At 71.2% G+C, this 17318-nt stretch carries 21 protein-coding genes and 1 pseudogene; 9 read left to right on the top strand and 13 right to left on the bottom strand.

Going from position 1 to position 17318, the window contains the following annotated elements; genetic code table 11:
- Positions 1 to 78 precede the first annotated feature (78 nt).
- From ACIBEA_RS30415 to ACIBEA_RS30400, 4 genes are all read right to left on the bottom strand, one after another.
- Positions 79 to 1278: a sensor histidine kinase gene (locus ACIBEA_RS30415; RefSeq protein WP_399266372.1), complete on the bottom strand. Its 1200-nt coding sequence runs from the start codon at positions 1276 to 1278 to the stop codon at positions 79 to 81.
- A gap of 86 nt (positions 1279 to 1364) precedes the next feature.
- On the bottom strand, positions 1365 to 1718 hold the full coding sequence (locus ACIBEA_RS30410; RefSeq protein WP_399266370.1) for an Lsr2 family protein: 354 nt from the start codon (positions 1716 to 1718) through the stop codon (positions 1365 to 1367).
- A gap of 60 nt (positions 1719 to 1778) precedes the next feature.
- Positions 1779 to 2201 (bottom strand): WhiB family transcriptional regulator, encoded by a 423-nt coding sequence (locus ACIBEA_RS30405; RefSeq protein WP_399266368.1) that lies wholly within the window; start codon positions 2199 to 2201, stop codon positions 1779 to 1781.
- Between the two features lie 171 nt (positions 2202 to 2372).
- Complete coding sequence (locus ACIBEA_RS30400; RefSeq protein ID WP_399266366.1) at positions 2373 to 3038, bottom strand: response regulator; 666 nt, start codon at positions 3036 to 3038, stop codon at positions 2373 to 2375.
- Between the two features lie 203 nt (positions 3039 to 3241).
- On the opposite strand from ACIBEA_RS30400, the gene ACIBEA_RS30395 reads away from it, so the two are divergent.
- Positions 3242 to 3907, top strand: coding sequence for a response regulator (locus ACIBEA_RS30395; RefSeq protein WP_399266364.1), 666 nt, complete (start codon positions 3242 to 3244; stop codon positions 3905 to 3907).
- A gap of 35 nt (positions 3908 to 3942) precedes the next feature.
- Here the strand turns inward: ACIBEA_RS30395 and ACIBEA_RS30390 are convergent, their stop codons facing one another.
- The 3 genes and pseudogenes from ACIBEA_RS30390 to ACIBEA_RS30380 form a co-directional block, all read right to left on the bottom strand.
- Complete coding sequence (locus ACIBEA_RS30390; protein WP_399266362.1) at positions 3943 to 5151, bottom strand: transglycosylase family protein; 1209 nt, start codon at positions 5149 to 5151, stop codon at positions 3943 to 3945.
- A 430-nt stretch (positions 5152 to 5581) separates the two neighbouring features.
- Positions 5582 to 5794, bottom strand: a pseudogene (locus tag ACIBEA_RS30385) (IS5/IS1182 family transposase); the annotation flags it as partial.
- Positions 5795 to 6159: 365 nt separating this feature from the next.
- A complete protein-coding gene (locus ACIBEA_RS30380) occupies positions 6160 to 6975 on the bottom strand; it encodes a hypothetical protein (RefSeq protein ID WP_399266360.1) in 816 nt (271 codons plus the stop codon).
- Between the two features lie 277 nt (positions 6976 to 7252).
- Here ACIBEA_RS30380 and ACIBEA_RS30375 point away from each other — a divergent pair, with 277 nt between their 5' ends.
- The 7 genes from ACIBEA_RS30375 to ACIBEA_RS30345 all read left to right on the top strand — a co-directional run bounded on the left by ACIBEA_RS30375 (position 7253) and on the right by ACIBEA_RS30345 (position 11437).
- Entirely contained in the window at positions 7253 to 7498 is a 246-nt protein-coding gene (locus ACIBEA_RS30375) for a hypothetical protein (RefSeq protein ID WP_399266358.1), read from the top strand.
- Entirely contained in the window at positions 7498 to 8922 is a 1425-nt protein-coding gene (locus ACIBEA_RS30370; protein ID WP_399266356.1) for a mobilization protein, read from the top strand. Before ACIBEA_RS30375 ends, ACIBEA_RS30370 begins: the two co-directional genes overlap by 1 nt.
- A gap of 26 nt (positions 8923 to 8948) precedes the next feature.
- Positions 8949 to 9092 carry a hypothetical protein gene (locus tag ACIBEA_RS30365; protein WP_399266354.1) on the top strand — a complete coding sequence of 48 codons (144 nt, stop codon included), beginning with the start codon at positions 8949 to 8951 and terminating at the stop codon, positions 9090 to 9092.
- 24 nt (positions 9093 to 9116) lie between these two features.
- Complete coding sequence (locus ACIBEA_RS30360; RefSeq protein ID WP_399266352.1) at positions 9117 to 9518, top strand: hypothetical protein; 402 nt, start codon at positions 9117 to 9119, stop codon at positions 9516 to 9518.
- 81 nt (positions 9519 to 9599) lie between these two features.
- Complete coding sequence (locus ACIBEA_RS30355; protein WP_399266350.1) at positions 9600 to 10253, top strand: hypothetical protein; 654 nt, start codon at positions 9600 to 9602, stop codon at positions 10251 to 10253.
- 187 nt (positions 10254 to 10440) lie between these two features.
- Entirely contained in the window at positions 10441 to 10767 is a 327-nt protein-coding gene (locus ACIBEA_RS30350) for a hypothetical protein (RefSeq protein WP_399266348.1), read from the top strand.
- Positions 10768 to 10852: 85 nt separating this feature from the next.
- Positions 10853 to 11437: a hypothetical protein gene (locus ACIBEA_RS30345; RefSeq protein ID WP_399266346.1), complete on the top strand. Its 585-nt coding sequence runs from the start codon at positions 10853 to 10855 to the stop codon at positions 11435 to 11437.
- 26 nt (positions 11438 to 11463) lie between these two features.
- On the opposite strand, the gene ACIBEA_RS30340 is transcribed toward ACIBEA_RS30345, so the two are convergent.
- From ACIBEA_RS30340 to ACIBEA_RS30325, 4 genes are all read right to left on the bottom strand, one after another.
- Positions 11464 to 11802: a DUF6233 domain-containing protein gene (locus tag ACIBEA_RS30340; RefSeq protein WP_399266344.1), complete on the bottom strand. Its 339-nt coding sequence runs from the start codon at positions 11800 to 11802 to the stop codon at positions 11464 to 11466.
- 131 nt (positions 11803 to 11933) lie between these two features.
- Positions 11934 to 12089: a hypothetical protein gene (locus ACIBEA_RS30335; protein WP_399266342.1), complete on the bottom strand. Its 156-nt coding sequence runs from the start codon at positions 12087 to 12089 to the stop codon at positions 11934 to 11936.
- 53 nt (positions 12090 to 12142) lie between these two features.
- Positions 12143 to 12541 carry a peptidoglycan-binding protein gene (locus ACIBEA_RS30330; RefSeq protein ID WP_399266340.1) on the bottom strand — a complete coding sequence of 133 codons (399 nt, stop codon included), beginning with the start codon at positions 12539 to 12541 and terminating at the stop codon, positions 12143 to 12145.
- 282 nt (positions 12542 to 12823) lie between these two features.
- A complete protein-coding gene (locus ACIBEA_RS30325; protein ID WP_399266339.1) occupies positions 12824 to 13114 on the bottom strand; it encodes a hypothetical protein in 291 nt (96 codons plus the stop codon).
- A 243-nt stretch (positions 13115 to 13357) separates the two neighbouring features.
- Between ACIBEA_RS30325 and ACIBEA_RS30320 the strand changes: the two genes are divergently transcribed.
- A complete protein-coding gene (locus tag ACIBEA_RS30320) occupies positions 13358 to 13654 on the top strand; it encodes an acyltransferase (protein WP_399266337.1) in 297 nt (98 codons plus the stop codon).
- A 529-nt stretch (positions 13655 to 14183) separates the two neighbouring features.
- Here ACIBEA_RS30320 and ACIBEA_RS30315 read toward each other — a convergent pair.
- Together ACIBEA_RS30315 and ACIBEA_RS30310 are read right to left on the bottom strand one after the other, a co-directional pair.
- Positions 14184 to 14372 (bottom strand): hypothetical protein, encoded by a 189-nt coding sequence (locus tag ACIBEA_RS30315; RefSeq protein ID WP_399266335.1) that lies wholly within the window; start codon positions 14370 to 14372, stop codon positions 14184 to 14186.
- A 126-nt stretch (positions 14373 to 14498) separates the two neighbouring features.
- Positions 14499 to 16712, bottom strand: coding sequence for a Helicase associated domain protein (locus ACIBEA_RS30310; RefSeq protein ID WP_399266333.1), 2214 nt, complete (start codon positions 16710 to 16712; stop codon positions 14499 to 14501).
- Positions 16713 to 17318: the final 606 nt, after the last annotated feature.

Raw genomic sequence — 17318 nt, 5'->3', positions numbered from 1 at the left:
CGGGAAATGTGCATCACCTGACGTGCGGGTACCGAAATTTACTAGCGAGATTGCGCTGTGAACAACTGGCGGGGCGGATTACGCGGGGGCGTCGCGCCCAACATCTCCATCGTGTGCATGGCGCGCGTGGCGGGTGGGCAGGGTCAGTGCGAGGGTGAAGCCGCCGGTGGGGGTGGGGCCGGCCGTGAGGGTGCCGTGGAGGAGGGCCGCGCGTTCGGCGAGGCCGACCAGGCCGTTGCCGCCGCTGGGCAGCTCGGTGGACGGCGGGACGTCGGAGTGCGTGTTGCTGATGTAGAGGTGGACGCCGTCGAGTCGGCAGGCCAGCTCGATGACGACCGGTGCGCCGGGTGCGTATTTGGCGGCGTTGGTCAGGGATTCCTGCACGGTGCGGTAGAGGGCGCGCTGCACGGGAGGCGTGAGGGTTTCGGGATACCCGTCGATGCGCAGCTCGACCGGTTGCCCGCGTTCGACGGCGTGCGCGACGAGTACCGGCAGCTGGGTGGCGTCGGGCTGCGGTGCCTCGGGAGGACTCGCGTCGCCCGGGCTCCGGCTCGGGTTGAGGATGCCGAGGACTTCTCGCAGTTCGTCGAGAGCGAGGCGTCCGTCGCTGCGGATCTGTTCGGCGGCCTTGGCGAGGCGGGGGTCAGCCGCGGCCGAGCCGACTTGAAGCGCTCCCGCGGTCAAGACCATGCTGCTGACCCGGTGGGCGACGACGTCGTGCATCTCCCGGGCGATGCGGCTGCGTTCGGCGGACCGTGCGCGTTCGACCAGCAGGCGCTGCTCGCGTTTGAGGCCTTCCAGCCTGGCGTGGGTCGCTCGCGCGAAGTCGTGGCGGACCGCGACGGCGTATCCGGCCACCAGCGGGCTGAGGGTCAGCACGAGCGAATAGGCGGCCTCGCGGGGCAGGGTTTGCGGCAGACTGCCGCGGATCGCGATGAAGTCGGTGACGCAGGCCGCCGCGGCGAACGCGGTCAGGACCCGGGTACGTCGTTCGGCCGTGCCCAGGGTGTACATGGCCACAGCGAGCGCGGCGGGGGTGAACGCGGCCATGTCACCGATGATCACGGCGATGGCGACGGCCCGCGGGTGTTCGCGCCGCCACCACAGCAGCAGACCGACAACGGCCACGACGGGGTAGACGACGGTGTGCGGCAGACCGGTCAGCAGCCCGTTGGGCGCCTCGGCCCAGACGTTGCCGAGGTCGAGGGTGATCGCCGCGAGCATGACCGCCACATCGGTGCGACGGGGTGTCCACGACGATTCGAACGGCACCTTCACCTCGCCACGGTAGGCCACGCTCCCGTCCTGGCAGCGCAACCGCTCCCCGACACCCGGGGGAAGGGCGGAGGGCGGGAGCGGATTGCTCAACGGGCGGGGGCGTGGTGCTGGACCGTAGGGCCGGCGGCGAGGAAGGAGGCCCGGACCTCGTGTCCTCGGCCGGCTATCGGATAGCCCTGCTCGGACGCCCATCGTCGGATGACGGCCTCGGCCGTCTCCAGCCGCCTGCGCGCGGTCAGGATCGTCGGTGCCTGGAGCGTTCCGAGTTTCTGTGCGGCGCCCAGGTAGCGGCCCAGGACGTCGAGGAACTCGTCGTAGCTCTCGGGCGTGAGATCGATCGCGTAGGTGATCCCGTCGAGGCAGAAGGTGTGCGCGGCTACCTCATCGGATTCCTCACCCGTGAGGTCGTCGATCCGCACGATGACGGTCTTCTTGGCCATGTGGGTTGCTGCTCCTTGAAGATCAGGTCGGTTGGGGGAATGCGTTCCCCGTGGGGTGCGTCAGGCCGCGGAGAGCAGCTCGGTATCGCCTGGGTCCGCGCGCCGCGATCGGCGGGACGGGCAGGAGGCGTGGCGGGGGGCGATGCCGAAGGTGCGCAGCCGTTCCTGCTGGCTTTCGCCGCCCCAGGTACCCCACTCGCGCTGCTCTGCCGCCCATTGCCGACAGGGATCCTGCAGCGGGCACGGACCGCACACCGCGCGGGCGCTGCGGGCGGCCTCACCGGAGCGGATGGCGGTGGTGTCGGTGGGGAAGAACACCTCGTCGGGGTCGACACCGGCCCGGGCGCAGGGCAGCACGCCGACATCGGCGGCCGAGGGCACGAACGAGGGAGTGAGCGGCTGCGCCGGTCCCACCAGCGGGCGGGGCGGGGCCGCCTGCGTGCGGACACCGGAGAGCCGGGTGGCCAGACGGGGAGAGATCATTGGGGAGGGCACAGCGCGCGCCTCCTTCCAGGAGAACCAGGGGCTGGTGGGAGCGGGGACAAGAGCAGGTGTGCTCTCTCATCCATGCTCCCGGTGCCCGCGGGCCTTTGAGGGCTGGCCTTCGTCATGCCGGTCCACTGCCGAAGGTCGCCCTCCGGCCGACCAGGTCTGCTACCGCTCGTCGTGGATGGCGATACCCGCCCGGTAGGCGAGGTTCGCCGCCTGGACCCGGCTGGCGGCGCCGAGCTTGTCGAGGATCAGCCCCACCCGCCCCTTGACCGTCCCCTCGCTGATCCCCAGGCCGGCCCCGATCGCCGCGTTGCTCAACCCCTGAGCCAGCAGCACCAAGATCTCGCCCTCGCGCGGCGTCAGACCTTCCAGGCGGCGGCGCTCCTCGGGGGTCAGGCGCGAGGAGCGCTCGCTGAGATTGTCCACTAGCCGCCGAGCGACCTCCGGGTCCAATGCCCAGTGGCCGCGGTGGACAGCCCGAATGGCCTCCAGCAGGTCCGCAGGCGCAGTGTCCTTCAGCAGGAACGCCGCCACCCCGGCCTCCAGCGCTGCGTGGACCTGCCGGTCCTCATGGAACGTCGTGAGTACCACCACACGGGGCGGCTGCGGCAGATCCACCAGGGTCCGCGCCGCCGTCAGCCCGTCCAGGCGCGGCATAGCCAAGTCCAACAACGCCACATCCGGGAGAGCGATGCGCGCCTTCTCCAGAGCGTCGTGGCCGTCCACGGCCTCGGCCACGACGACGATGTCCGCACTGGACTCGATGATGGCGCGGATACCCCACCGAGTAATCGCGTTGTCGTCGGCGAGCAGCACGCGGATGACCACAGGAGATCCCTTCTGAAACAGCACAGCTCGAGAACAGGCAAGAAAGGCGGTCCCAAAGCTGTATAGCGCCAAGATCATGGTGGACAGCGTGAAAGTAAGCAGAAACTGCCATACTCTGACGAAATATCACCCCGAACGGGGTTAAAGAGACAACACGATGGCAGCACCCGCAAGAGCGGGCACACCATGGGTGGGAGCGCGTCATGACCAGTGTGCTGCTCGTCGACGACGACACCGCAGTCCGCACGAGCCTGCGCGACATCATCGAGTCCAGCACCGACCTCACCGTGGTCGGCGACGCCTGGAACGGACACCAAGCACTCGACCTCGCACGCCGCCTCCAGCCCGACATCGTCGTCATGGACATCCGCATGCCCGGCATGGACGGCATCGCAGCCACCCGCGCACTACGCGCCCTGGCATCCCCGCCAGCAGTACTGGTGCTGACCACCTTCGGACACGAGGACCACTACGTCGAACAGGCCCTGGACGCGGGCGCCGTCGGATTCCTCCTCAAAGACACCCCACCCCAGGACCTGGTCCGCGCCCTGCACGCGGTCGCGGCCGGAGCAGCGATGTTCACCCCCGAGCTCACCGACCGGGTGATCGCGGCCGTCACCAGCGATGCGCCGCGCCCGCACTCCACACGGGAAGCCGCACTCGTAGCAGACCTGACTCCTCGCCAGCGAGACGTGCTCGCCCTGCTCGCGCAGGGCATGTCCAACGCGGCCATCGCGACCGCGCTCGGCATGACAGAGGGAACCGTCAAGGGCTACGTCAGCCAAGTCCTCAGCCGGCTGGGCGCCGACAACCGGGTCCAAGCCGCCCGCATCGCCTACCTCGCCGACCTGGACCCCGACCACACCTGACCCCGACCCCCTTTTTCAAGCCCCGGGCACCGCGGTCAGACGGTGACACCGAGCCCACGAAGGTAGGCGACGGGGTCGATGTCGCTGCCGTAACCGGGACCTGTGCGCACCTCGAAGTGCAGGTGCGGTCCCGAGACGTTGCCCGTTGCGCCGGACAGGCCGATCTCCGCCCCGGTGAGCACGTGCTGACCCCGGCTCACCTCCAGCCGGGAGAGGTGGGCGTACTGGCTGTACTTGCCATCAGCGTGCCGGATCACCACCTCGTTCCCGTAGGCGCCCGCGTTCCCGGCAGACACGACCTCCCCCGCGGCCACGGCCTTGACCGGCGTGCCCACCGCCGCCACGAAGTCGACTCCGGTGTGATAGCCGCTGGACCACATGGCACCCGCCTGCCGGTAGGGCGTCGTCACCGAAGCCTGCACAGGAGCGACCGCACTCACGGCCGTACCGATCTCGGACGCGGGCCCCACTGCCTTTGCCACCGCAGCCGGGGCTTGCTCCCCACCGGTGGCTGCTGGAGCGGCCCCGGTGTCGTCGTCCCCGGCCGGTGTGCCGGTCTCCTCCGTGAGGAAGGAGGGGGCGGTGTCGATGGCGGTACTGCCGACCGAGAGCCGGGCGCCCTCGGGCAGGACCAGCGGGTTGCTGCCGATCACCCGCTGGTTGCAGTCGTAGAGGTGCTGCCAACCACCGGGCGTGTGCAGGCGCTCGGCGATGCTACGCAGGCTGTCACCCTTCTTGATCTTGTAGGTGGCCGTCGGGGTGTCGACCGCTTGCGGGCCCTGCTCGGGAGCCCCAACTGCCGCTGCGTCCGCGCCCGCGGCCGGAGCCTGCGCCGCTGTCTCCGAGCCCGCGACTGCAGCCGCCCCCCGGGTGAGGCCGGCCTTGGCCGAACATACCGGCCAGGCCCCCGGCCCCTGAGCGGCCAGAACCTTCTCCGCCACCGCGATCTGATCATCCCGGCTCGTCAGGTCTGCCCGAGGCCCGAACCGCGTTCCGCCGAACTCGGCCCACGTGGCCGCGGTGAACTGCAGGCCCCCGTAGAAGCCGTTCCCGGAGTTGATCTGCCAATCACCGGTGCTCTCACAGTCCGCGACCCGGTCCCAGACCTCAATACTGGCGGCGTGGGCCCCTCCGGCGAAGAAGGACACCAGCGCGGCGGCCGAACCCGTCGCCACGGCGACGGAGCGCCGCACCCACCGGGATATACGGGGACGCAGGGGGGACTCGGGCAGGGTGGACAGCATGAGCAAACTCCGAAATCAAGAAGGGGAGAAGAGGCATCGGTTCCGCGCGCTCGATTCCCAAGCGAGAACAGTGGGCCCTCAGACACCGCACTGCTCACGGACACGACGCCCGCGCGGGACAGCCCGAGGCCAAGGGCCTGAGTCGGGATGCCTCACGCGGTCCTTCCAGCGTGAGGCCCGATCGGGGGCCCCCTTGGTGACTTCCGTCAGCTTCCGCCCCCCACGAAAGTCAATCCCGGCCCGCGCATCGTGCCGCTCCGCGCGCATCCCGGCGCCGTGCGTGCCACGTCACCAGGGCGCCGAGAAGACCCAGCCCTGCGGCGGCGATCCCGAGCACAGCAGAACGCCCCCACTTCGGGCCGGGCGTCGTGTTGGCCGTCTGAAGAGCCGAGGCCCCCGGTGGGCGGGCGGCGGGGTGTTCACCCGCAGTGCGCGCGAACGTCTCGTTCTTCCGTAGATGGGCCAGCGTGAGCAGTGCCTGCTTGAAACAACCGAGCCTGCGCCAGCGCGACGTCACCTCGCGCCGCCGTTCGTAGATGAGCCAGGAAACGTGCTCCACGAGCTCGTGCGGCAGGTCGAGCATGGAAAGATACGGAACCAACAGAGCCCCCGGGCCGTCGGCGGTGTCGAGTGGAATCAACACCGCCAACGACCAGGGGCTCTGCCGTCACCCACCGGCTGACCAGCCCTTTCACTCCTCAGAGACGGGATGAAAGAGGCCCACTGACTTACGCTCTGTTTCCAGCCGCGCGGCCACCACGGTGTTGTTCCACCATCACGCGCACGCAAGTACGATCTGCCCTCGCTGAGCCAGGCCCTGCGCGGTGGAACGGCGCCTGGCCCAGCTCTCCAACGTCAGCCGCTCAGCCTCCGACAGCACCGCCGGCGGCAGCCTGTTATCGCCCATGCCGCCAGTACACCGGACCGAATCCGGCTCTGTCAGGAAAATCCCGAGATCTGAAACAGAACATGCGTCATGGGGCGAGCCCAGAACTCAAAACCAGATCACTAGGTCGGCTGACCCGGCGGGCGGTAGTGGAACCTCTGATCGGAGTTTCCGTCCCAGTGCTCGATACTGAAGTAGTTGTCGCGGTGAGCATTAAGGACGCCTTGAAACCCCCAGTCCAATCCCTTATTGTACTTGTAGGTGTCCAGAGCGTCGTCTTTGCTACCTTCCGACGGAGCAAACCAGATGACGTTCTTGTCATCCGTACATTCCGCCGTGCCTACGACATCACCATGCAAGGGCGCGCCATCCCAGAAGGACAGGCACTTTCCAGCTTCATTACCGCTCTCAATCAGCATCTTGTAAAGGAAGCGACCGCCCTGCGTCGAGCCGGTTGCGATGTAAGAGAAAGTACTTGCCGGGACCCTATTATCGGACGAGTTGCATCCGCTCGGGTTTGACGCCCCCTTGAGCGCCATGAGGGAGTCGATTGCCATCGGCTTGTCCTGCGGAAATCCCATCTGGGCGATGGGCCCACGGCACACACTGCTGTGTGCGGTTGCCTGGAGGGAGAATTCCTTGCCGATCCCGTCGGCGTGAGGGTGGACGCCCGTCTGGTGGTAGGGGTTGGTATCGCCGCCGAGGTCACAGCCCATGGTCTTGGCCGTGATGTAGGCAGCTATCCAGCCTCCGGATGCGGTTGAGGTCCCGTCACCGCTGAGAGGGTTGTAGAGGTGGGCGTCCAGAGTCTTCTTGAGACCGTCGCACGTAAACGTATCCGCAGAGGCGGTCGATGAGGTGGCAGCGATAGCCAAGGGAGCACCAATGGCCGCAGCGAGTGCGATGGTGATCGCTCGATGGCGGAACGAAAACTTCACAGTGTCTTTTCCTTCTTTTTGGCCAGGTTGCGGGTTGATGAGCCGGACTCTTCCGAATCTCAGGCCCGCCTGCCGACGTGTGCGTCACTAATTCTTCCGGTGCCCGCTGGCAGATTTCCCTGACCATCGTCGGGTCGGATGGGTGACTTAGGGCTGTCACCACCGCCTGCAGGGCATGCGGTTCAGGTCTTGGGCCCCGGTAGAGGCCTTCTCCCTGTGGGCACCCGCCGGGGGAGAGAGGAACTTTCGGACCGCCGGTGTACGGGGTGGGCTGGGGGTGCTGGATCCGGCGGCCGTCTACAGGCGCGCCTGTCCGGGCGCGGACGTCCTTCGTGAGCTGGTCCAGGCCCGGGTCGAGCTGCGGGAGACCGTCGCCGCGCTCCGCGCCCTGACCGCCACCGGCCCGCCCGGGGCTGGTGCCCCGGTGTCGGCCGCCACCGTCGTGGAAGAGGCCCTCAAAGCGGTGGCGCGGGTGGATGAGGCGACGGTCCAGGTGATGCGGGAGAGGCGTCCGCGGTCGTGATGCCGAAGAAGGCGGAGACGGGTTCGACCACCGTCGATCTCCTGGACTACCTCTTCGGTCCGGGCGAGCGCGACGAGCACGTCGACCCCCACTTGGTTGCCGCCTGGGACCGGGATCTGCCGTGCCCGGCCCGCACCCCGGCCCGCATGACGCTCGCCGACCTGGCGCTGCTCCTGGACGCCCCGGTGGAGGCCCTGCGCGGCCCGAAACCGGAGGAGCATGTGTGGCACGTTGCGGTCCGTAACGCCCCCGGCGACCGGCTGTTGTCGGACACCGAGTGGGCGCAGGTCGCGGCCGCGATGGTGCACGCCGCGGGCATCGCGGAGCACGGCGACGAACAGGCCTGCCGGTGGATCGCGGTCCGGCACGCGGACGACCACATCCACATCTTGGCGACCCTGGCCCGCCAGGACAGCCGGCACCCCCGCGTGCGCGGGGACATCTTCAACATGCACGCCGCCGCCCGCGCCTTCGAGGCCCGCTGGGGCCTCACCCCGATGTCGCCCCTGGACCGGACCGCGCGCCGCCGCCCGGTCACCGGCGAGGCCGAGAAGGCCGCCCGCCGCGGTCTGGCGGAGACCGCGCGGGAGTCCCTGCAGCGCACCGTCCGTACCGCGGCCGCGCTCGCTCACGGCGACACCGATTTCCTCGACCGGCTCCGCGACGCCGGGCTGCGCGTGCGCGAACGCCGGGACGATGACGGCGCCCTCGTGGGGTACTCGGTCGCGCTGCCCGGGGACCGGGCCGACGGCGGCAGCCGGCCCGTCTGGTTCGCCGGCTCGACGCTCGCCTACGACCTGTCGCTGCCCCGCGTCCGCGAACGCTTCACCCCGCTCGTCACCGAGGCCGACTGGGCGCTCGCCGAGCACCGGATCCGGGAAGCGTCCGAACTCCTGGGCCGGGCCGGGCAGGACGAAGGCGCCGGGGATGTCGCAGCCCTCGGCGACCTCCTGGCCGTCGCCGCCGCGCACGCCCCGGCTCTGGTCCGCGACCGGGTACAGGCGGCGGCCGACGCGTTCGAGCAGGCCGCCCGCGCCCCCGGCGCCCGCTCCCTTGAAGGCCGCGCCCTCGCCGGATGGCGCGCCTCGACCCGGGCACTGGGGCGGGCGCCGCGCGCTGCACGCGGGGGTGGCGCCGCGGTCGTCCTCACGCTGCTGCTCGCGCTCGCTCAGGCGGTGGAGGCCGCCGCCGACTGGCACCGCGCGCAGGAGTACCGGGCACAGGCAAGGGCCGTGGCCGAGGCCGCGGTCCTGCTGCGGGAAGCAGCCGGCCTGACCGGCGCCCCGCCCCCGACGGCGAAGCCGCGTACCGGTCGGGTGGTGCGCACGCCACACCGTGGCCTGCCGACCGCCGCACCCGTTACCGGTGTACCGGCCCGCCCACGCCCCGATCCCGGACGGCCGGGCCCGTCCCGTACGCGCTGACCCTCACCCGAGGGAGCTTCCTGCCGATGACGTACCCGCCCCAGCCCGAGCCGTTCGCCGAAGCCCTCGGGGAGGCCGCGCAGACCGCGGCGATGGCCTACCGGCTGGTGATGACCATCACCGACGCGGTCCGCCGCGCCACGCAGAAGCGCCTGACGGGCAAGGAGTAGGAGCTCGGCGAGGACGCGGCCACGATGGCGCCGGGCTGGTCGGCCGACCAGCTGCGTGGTGTCCTGGACGACGACATCCTGGCCGAGCTGATGCAGGGTGCGGACTGGCCGGTGATGGCCCGCCAGCTCGTCGGTCTCCAGCAGGCCGGAGTCGACCTCGGCACGTTCCTGCCGCAGATGGGCCGCATGACCGCCGCAGTCCACCAGGCCGTCGCCGCGAACATCGCGCGGACGAACGCGGAAGGCACCGACCGGTGGGCTGACCTCCTGACGGCGACGATGCCCGAGGGCCTGGTCCGCGACGCGATCCTCGCTTCCCCGGCCTGGCCGGACATCGCGGCCCAGATGGGTCAGCTCGACGCCAGCGGCATCGACGTCGCCCGGATCCTCCTCGACGCCCACGCCGCGGGGGCCGGCGTCGACTAGGCCGTCGCCGCCGTCACCGCCGCGGCCGCGCCCGCCCCCGCCCCGGTCCCGACGTCGGCTCCGGCTCCGGCCGACGCCCGTGTGCCCGCCCCCGCCGCTGCGCCGGGTACCGCGCCGACGCCCGCGCCCGCCCCCACTCCTGCGGCGCCGGTGCGGGAGGCCGTCGATCCGTGGGCGCCGCCCGCGAGCCGGGACGCGAAGCGCTCCTGGGGACCACTGACCGAGGGCCTGGAAGTGCCCCGGGACCTCGACCTCGGCGACCGCGCGAAGGCCTTGGAGCAACTCGGCGTGAACCGGCTCGGGCACGCCACGATCGTCGGACTCGTCAAGGACGTGCTGCCCGAGACGCAGGTCGGGCTCCTGGTCGGCTCGCGCCCCTGGCCCCTGCTCGCTCACCGCATGAACCAGATCCGCGAACAGGGCGGCCCCGCACTCCTCGGCGCGCACCTGGCCCGCCTGAAGGACGACACCTCCTTCACGGAGGCCTCGGGCGCAGCCGCGGTCGGACGTCTCGTGGACGCGACCCTGCACTCCCTGACGACACCCCCCTCGGAGCCGCCCGCGCCCGCATCCCCGGCGCGGATCCGGGTCTCCGCGGCGGCGGCCCGCTCCCGCTCCACCATCACAGCGACCGCGGCCACCGGGCAGGCGGGCGCCGCCCCGGCCGAACCCGCGCTGCCCGCGCACCGTCAGCAGACAGCGGGGCCCGTGCGGACGTCGGGCCGCGGTAGGTAGCGGATCCGGGAACGGTATGGCCCGAAGAGGGCCTTCGTCTCCCCTATGAGGGACACGAAGGGCCCGGGGTGTTCCATCGTTCCCGTATGAGGGACACGAGCCCCCTATGAGGGACAGGTACCGGCCGGAAGGGGGATTTGCGGTGGTGTGGTCGGGCTGGCAGCGCCGCGTCGGGTGGGGCACGTGCGTGGGCGTGGTCTTGGCGGCGGGGGGCTGGTGGGCGGACTGGTCGGGGTATCCGGTGACCGGTCTCGTCCTGTCGCTGTTGGCCGGCGCCGTGGTGGTGACCGAGGCGTGGCGATCCGGAGCTCTGGAACGGGCCCGCACCGCACCATCGAGCCCGCACGACGCCCGTCCGCGGGCGCGCCCTTCGGTGGAGCGGGCGGACCAGGAGTGCTCGCTGCGTCTGCTGCGGGCGTTCGACGACGCCGCCGAGACGGGGACGGTGGGGGAGTTGTCGGTGCTCGAACGGGTCGTGCTCGACGGGGTGGCGGCGCTCCCGGGCCGGGAGTAGCCGCCGCCTGGGCACGGCTACCCGCGCCCGTGAACGCGCGGGAGCCCGCGGTGGAGAAGACCTGACGTCACAAAGGGGGAGTGCGATGTCGAAGACGAGTACCCGACCCGAGCCGGCCGTGGTGGCCTTCGAGCTGCTGGAGGCCGCGACGCTGGACGAGGCCAACCGAGCCGGCGGCGCCGAGCTGCCGCCGAACTGGGGGATGTACCGGGCCCCGACCGCGGCGCTGGAGCACTGGCACGAGGGCGGGTCGCTGCGCGGGGACTCGCTGCTGCTGGTGGAGCACCTCGCCGTCGAGCTGACCGGATGCCGCTACCAGCAGCTCGGCGACCGGGCGGCGGTTCAGCAGTGGCTGGTCGCGTTCGGCGACGACGTCGCCCGCGCCCAGCAGCACGCCCACCCGGCCGGACCGACCGCCGTGGACATCCTCGGCCACATCGTCGGCGAAGGGCTGGCCGGCCGCGGCGGGGACGGGGCGCGGTTGGCACGGATCGGCGCCCCGTACCTGCTGTACGTCCGCGACGACCATGAGATCGAGGACGCCCGGGAGATGGCGTTGACCTTCGGCTTGTGGGCGGCTGGTGAACTCGCTCAGCTGCTGCACGACGACCCCGCCCGGATCACCGCCTACCTCACCGCTCGCGGCGCGCACGCGGCGCGGGTGCGGTAGCCGGACCCGGCTCGTCCGCTGGGGGTTCAGCCGGGCATGCCGAGCAGGGTGTCGGGGCCGCAGTAAGGACAGGGTTCGACGCCTTCGGCCAGCATCCGACGGACCTCCTCCCGGTCGAGGGGCTTGCCGACGCCCATTGTGCAGTCCCCGGCGTGCACCCGGAGCGCCTTGGGCCCGGTCGCGGTTCGGATCGCTTCGAGCTTCCAGTCCGGTGGCGGAGGCGGCGGCCGGTGCGCCGCCTCGGCGGCGAGCTCCGCCTCCAGCGCGCTGATCGCCCGCTCGGCCACCTTCTGCTGCCACCCCAGCCACGCCGCGACCGCCCGCCAGCTCTCCAACCGCGCCGCGGCGCCGCTTATGAGGACCACGGCTCCGGCTCGACGACGGTGAACTTCTCACCGTTCCACCGCACGAGCAGCTCCCGCACGCCATCGGGCCCGTTGCGGGCCGCCCGGTACAGCTCGATGCGCCCCGCGGTGCTCCACCCGCGCTCCGCCCACTACTGGTGGGCGCTGATCAGGCAGGACAGCCGGATCAGCTCCCGCCGCAGCTCGGCCACGCCGAGCGCGGGACGCACGGCGAGAGCGTTGTAGACACGGGTCTGGCGCCGCTTGAGGGTCGCAGGCGTGATCCGCCCGCCGCCCCATAGGGGCAAGTGACTCGCCCCGCCACCTCTCGGTAAGGATGGCGGGGTCGAGAAGCGCACAACTACGGGGTCGGGATGTCGTCCCAGCAGTCGTCGTGCATGTGCGGCCAGGAGTAGGTCTGGTAGTGCATCCACAGCGCACCGCCGGTCTCCCTGCCGACGACGCCGTCGATGTCGAGACGGCCCTTCGCACGCTGGAAGTCCTCCACCAGGCTCCTGGTCGCCGGCCCGAACTGGCCATCGATCGCGATGCGGCGGCCGAGCCCGGCCTCGTTGAGGAATATCTGAACGCAGGAGACCCCGTAGCCCGACGATCCGTACCGGAGGGTGGGAGCCGTGTGGGCAGCTTGCGCCGTCCCGCTGAGGCCGATCACAGCGGACAACGACAAGGTCAGGCCGGCGGCAACCCGCACGACCCTCGAACCAATCTTCATGTAGTACACCCATCGGGTCAGCACCATGTGAATGCGGTGGCGCTAGGGCGCGCCACCGGCCCAGACCCTACAACAACATGATCATGTCTCAGATTCGATTCTTCGAGCGCGCGATCAGCAGGATGAAGGCATGGCGAGGCATCGTCCCCTCTGTTGGGCATGGACGCTGACCTTCGAGGACGGCGCCCGCTACGAGAGCCTCACCCAGCTACGAGCCCTCGCACGCGATGTCCAGCCGGAAGCGCCGCTCCCGGGCACCTTGAGCAGCGCCGGGCACGCGGGCGCCGGGCGGGGCCGCAGTGGTGCGGCTCAGGGCCGGTGCAGGATGTCGTGGCTGCCGACGCGGCGCCAGATGACGTGGCAGCCGTGGTGGCGCTGACGGCCGTAGGTGAAGGTCGCGCGGCCGTCGGGTGCCCAGGTGAGTTCAAAAACGCCGGGAGCGCCCCCTACGCCCTTCACCCGCAGTCCGGGGCGCAGGCACCCGGTGCGCAGGTCCGGGACGAAGACGTCCTTGACGACGCGGAGGAACCGCCGGCGCTGGCCGGGGGTGAGGCGTTTGAGGTCGGCGGTGAAGGGGGTGAGGGTCTCATAGGTGGGCACGCGCGGGGCCTCCTGCGGGCAGCACGACGAAGCCCCGGCATGGGCCGGGGGCGTGAAGGGGGTCTTCGGGTACGTCCCGCAGAGGTGTCCGGGCTCTGTCTTCGGGCACGTTGCGTGGTGATCGCTGGTGTCGGGCCGGGAAGATGCCGGGTCTCGACGCCCGCGCGCGGAGTACTGCCTTGGCGCGGGCCGCAGCCGACTACCCTGTATGCAACCGGTGCATAGATGATGGGGGTTGCCCATATGTCCAGTTCAGAGGCCCTGCTGCGGTTGACGGTCGCGGCCCTCATGTACGCGACGGGGGAGACGCAGGCCGATCTCGGCCGGGGCCTGAAGCTGAGTCAGGGGCAGGTGTCGCGCAAGCAGTCGGGGGAGTCTGGGGGGTCGTCATGGACGCTGGCCGACCTCGACCGGCTGTCCGCCCACTACGGCATCGCGGTCTCCGACCTGTTCTGCGGGGTGGACCATGCGGTGAAGTGCCTCCCAGCCCGCCGCCGCGCGGCTACGGTCGGCGGGTTGCAGACCACGATCACCCCGTAGGAGGCGCCGTGGACAAGGGCCCGGTGTCGTACTGGGCGTGGACGCTGACGTTCGAGGACGGCGCCCAGTACGCCAGCCTCACGCGGGTGCCCGCCCCCGCGCGCGACGTCCAGCCGCAAACGCTGCTCCCGGGCGTCCTTGAGCGTCTTCAGGGCCAGTGGCCGCGGCTGCGGGGGCACGCGCCCCGGGACTGGTCGGCCGTGGAGCTGAGCGAGAGCGACTACCGGGCGCGGGAGGGCGCGGCCCTGGAGGACATGGTGGGGACCGCCCGGCCGGGCCGCCGGTGCCGTGCACTGCGGTGGCGGCGCTGTTGCTGGGGGTGTGCCTGCTGGTCCTGGCCGTCACGCTCCCCGGCGGCCGGGCCCCGGGTGGGCTGCTGGCGGGGGTGGCGTCCTCGCACTCGTTGTGGGCGGAGGCCGGCTGTTCCTGTGGAGCGCGTTCCGCGGGGATCCGCGGAAGGGCGAGTGAGACGCGGCGCCGGGTCGGCCGTACGCGGTGACCCCCGGCCACGGCGGCGGATCCCGGGATCTCACACAGCCGACCCCGCCCAGTCGATACCGAGTTCGGCCAGCGCCCGCAGTTGCCCGGCGTCCAGCCGGTCGCGGCGCTGGCGCTGGTTGGCCAGCCACACCCCGGTGCGGTGGACCGCACCGGGCAGGTGCTCGACGTGCTGGCGGCCGGGCAGGCCGCCGCCCTCCCGCTCGACGTACTGCGCCAAGGCCAGGATGCCGGTCTCAAAGGCCGCCGCGCCGCGCCCGGACCCTGTGGCCGTCCTGGTCTTCGCGGGCGCCTGGCGGGCCCGTACAACCCGCGCCGGGGTGACCCCGAGCGCGGTGAGCCGGGCCTACTGCTCGGCGTTCAGCTGGGCCCAGTCCTGCCGTTGGACGGCCAGCCACCGGCCGATGTCTTCCCCGTGCCGGGTGACCCCGGCGGTGACGGCCTTCAGGCGGGCGCCCTCGGCGAGGAGCTGGGCGAGGTAGGCGTAGTGCCGTTGCCAGTCCACCGTCCACCCGCGCTCGGCGGGGTTCCAGTCCTCGTCGAGCGCGGCCAGGGCCGCTGCCCGCCGCCCGGCGCGCACCGGGTCCTTCCCGAGCCCGCCGGGCCGGCGGACGTTGGTGAGCCACTGCCCGACCTGGACGTCGAGGATCGCCGCGCCCCGCGGGGCGGCCAGGGTGCCGTGGAGCCGGTGCCAGGCCCGTGCGGCGGTGAGGTTGGTCTCGAAGGCAGCGTCGGCGGTGTCCCACACGATCCCCAACTGCTCCAACTCGGCCGCCCGTTCCCCACTCATCTGCCCGGCGCGGAACGCGCGGCGCTGGTCGGAGAGCCACCGCCCCAGCGGGTACGGGCCCTCGGTGTGCTCGTAGGGCACCTGGAGGTCCCCCTCGCGCTCCCGGTACCGGAACGCGGCCTCCACGCCCCGACGCCAGTCCTGCCGCTCGGTGTTGAACACCTGGTAGCTGATCCACTTCGCGATCAGCGCCGGGTCCCGGGGGGCCGCGAACCGGAGCAGCAGCCGGTTCTCCTCCTCGCCCTCCTCGGGCGGCTTCCCGACCAGCGGCGACGGCTGCACGATGCGCTTCTGGTTCTCTTGGGGAATTGCCAGCATCTCCACGGCACGCTCATCGTGTGCACGAAGCCCATTCAAAACCCGAATAAGGGGGCCATACGACTTCGAAGTGAGAATGTCCTCGGGATTCTCGTCCTCCCGCAAAAAGACGGGAACGATCAGGGTGGCCATTTTCCCTTCCCCCGGCTTCTGCCGTAGGGCCCGGCCGATGGCCTGGACGATGTCGACAGCTGACCCCTTGGGGTCGATCAGGGCCACCGAGTCCACCGCCCGGATATCAACGCCCTCCCCGAGAACCCGACAATTCGCGAGCACGGCGCGCCCGGCGCGGCGGCCGAAGTCGGCGAGGACGCTGGCCCGGTGCTCCGCTTCGTGCTCCCCGCGCAGCCACCCCGTCCACACCTTGGGCGGGTGCCGGACCGGATCCACGGCGTGCAGGCGGGCCGCGACCCGGTCCAGGCCCTCGGCGAAGGCCTGCGCCTCCACGGTCCGGTGGTGGAAGGTGATCGTCGTCTTCAGGTCGTGCTCGGCCATCGCCTCCAGCAGCGTCGTCTGCAGGGCCGCGAGCCGTTGCCCGCGCAGCCGCTCCTCGTGCCGTTCCTCGCTGTAGAGCCGGGCCGGGGTCACGACCGGGTCGACCAGCTCGGCGACGACGACCTGATACCGCGCCAGGAGCCCCCGGGCGATGGCGTCGGCGAGCGACAGCTCGTAGACCACCGGCCCGAACACCCTCGTGTCGTCCATGGAACAGGCCATGTCCTTCGGCAGCCGGTCCCACCGCGACCGCGGCACATACCTCCGCCCCTCGGCCTCCGCCTCCTCCCGCCGCTTTGCCTCTTCACGGCGCCGTTCCGCCGCCTGCTCCAGCTCCTGCGCCCGCGTCCTCGGCGGCCGCTCCGCCCAGATCCGGGGCGTGGCCGTCATATACAGCCGGCGCCGCGCGGGGATCACCTCCTGGCGGTGCACATCCGCCCACGCCTTCCCCGCCGACCCGCTCGTACGGTGCGCCTCGTCCACCACGATCAGGTCGAAGGCCTCCATCGACAGCCCGTACTCCCCGCGGTGCGCCTCGCCGATGACGCCGAGGGAGGCGTAGGTGGCGTAGACGGTGACCGGGCCCCGGCCGTGCCACAGGGCGAGCTGAGGCGCCGACGTCGTCGTGCGGACCTTCAGTCCGTAGAGCTGGGCGTTGTCCTCCAGCGAGCACACCGCGACCGCGGGCCCGTCGTGGCCGGCCGTACGCCACTGCTCGGCGGTCTGGGTCAGCAGATCCAGGGTGGGCAGCAGTACCAGGACCCGCCCGCCCCGGGCCAGCCGGAGCGCGGCAGCGGCGGCGATAAAGGTCTTTCCGGTCCCGCACGCAGCTACAAGCGTGGCCCGCAGACCTGCTTTCGGAATCCGCTTTCCCGGCGGGATATCGAGCCCCCGGACAATCGCCTCCACCGCTTCCTCCTGATGAGGTCGCAGGGTGATTCCACCAGACTTCTGCATCGCTTTCTCCGTCGGATAGAGGCGTCTCGGGCCGGGGGCAGTCACGGGTTTCTCGGGTTGGTACACAGCATCCGAATTCCGCGCACCGGATGCACACCGAACAGCAGCACATCAGAACCGCCGGGAGGGAGTGAAAGGTTTCCCGGGATCCTACACACCTGCATTTGTTCCTGATGTAGACTCGACTCTACCGCGACGACACACCCCCGCGGGCTCGATTCCCGAACCCTCCCCCTCTTTCGGGGGACCCCACGGGCCGTCAGTCGAGTGAGACCGCCACCCCCTTCCGCTGCCAGCCGGGCCCGCTTGCGGGCCCTCGGCCTGGAGGCGAAGCCGGAAGGACGGGGGTGGAAGCGAAGCGGACACCCCAACAGGCCGAAGGCCTGGACCCCGTGAAACGGGGTCACCTCCCGCGCGGAGCGCGGGAGCCCCAGGGCCCGCTTGCGGGCCCGCTCGGGTGGAGCGCAGCGGAACCCGAGCAGTCCGCAGCGCAGCGAAGGACCCCGGCCCGAAGGGCCGGCCCTGGCCCGGCGAAGCCGGGCCCCGCTGAGCGCAGCGAAGCGGTTCTCTCCTACGCGCGCAGCGCGTAGGTACCCGCTCCGCGGG

Origin of the sequence: Streptomyces sp. NPDC051555, assembly GCF_044454405.1 — a bacterium.
Lineage (GTDB): Bacteria > Actinomycetota > Actinomycetes > Streptomycetales > Streptomycetaceae > Streptomyces.
The sequence above is the reverse complement of the archived record's forward strand: the minus strand, read 5'-3'. Positions and strand labels throughout refer to the sequence as shown.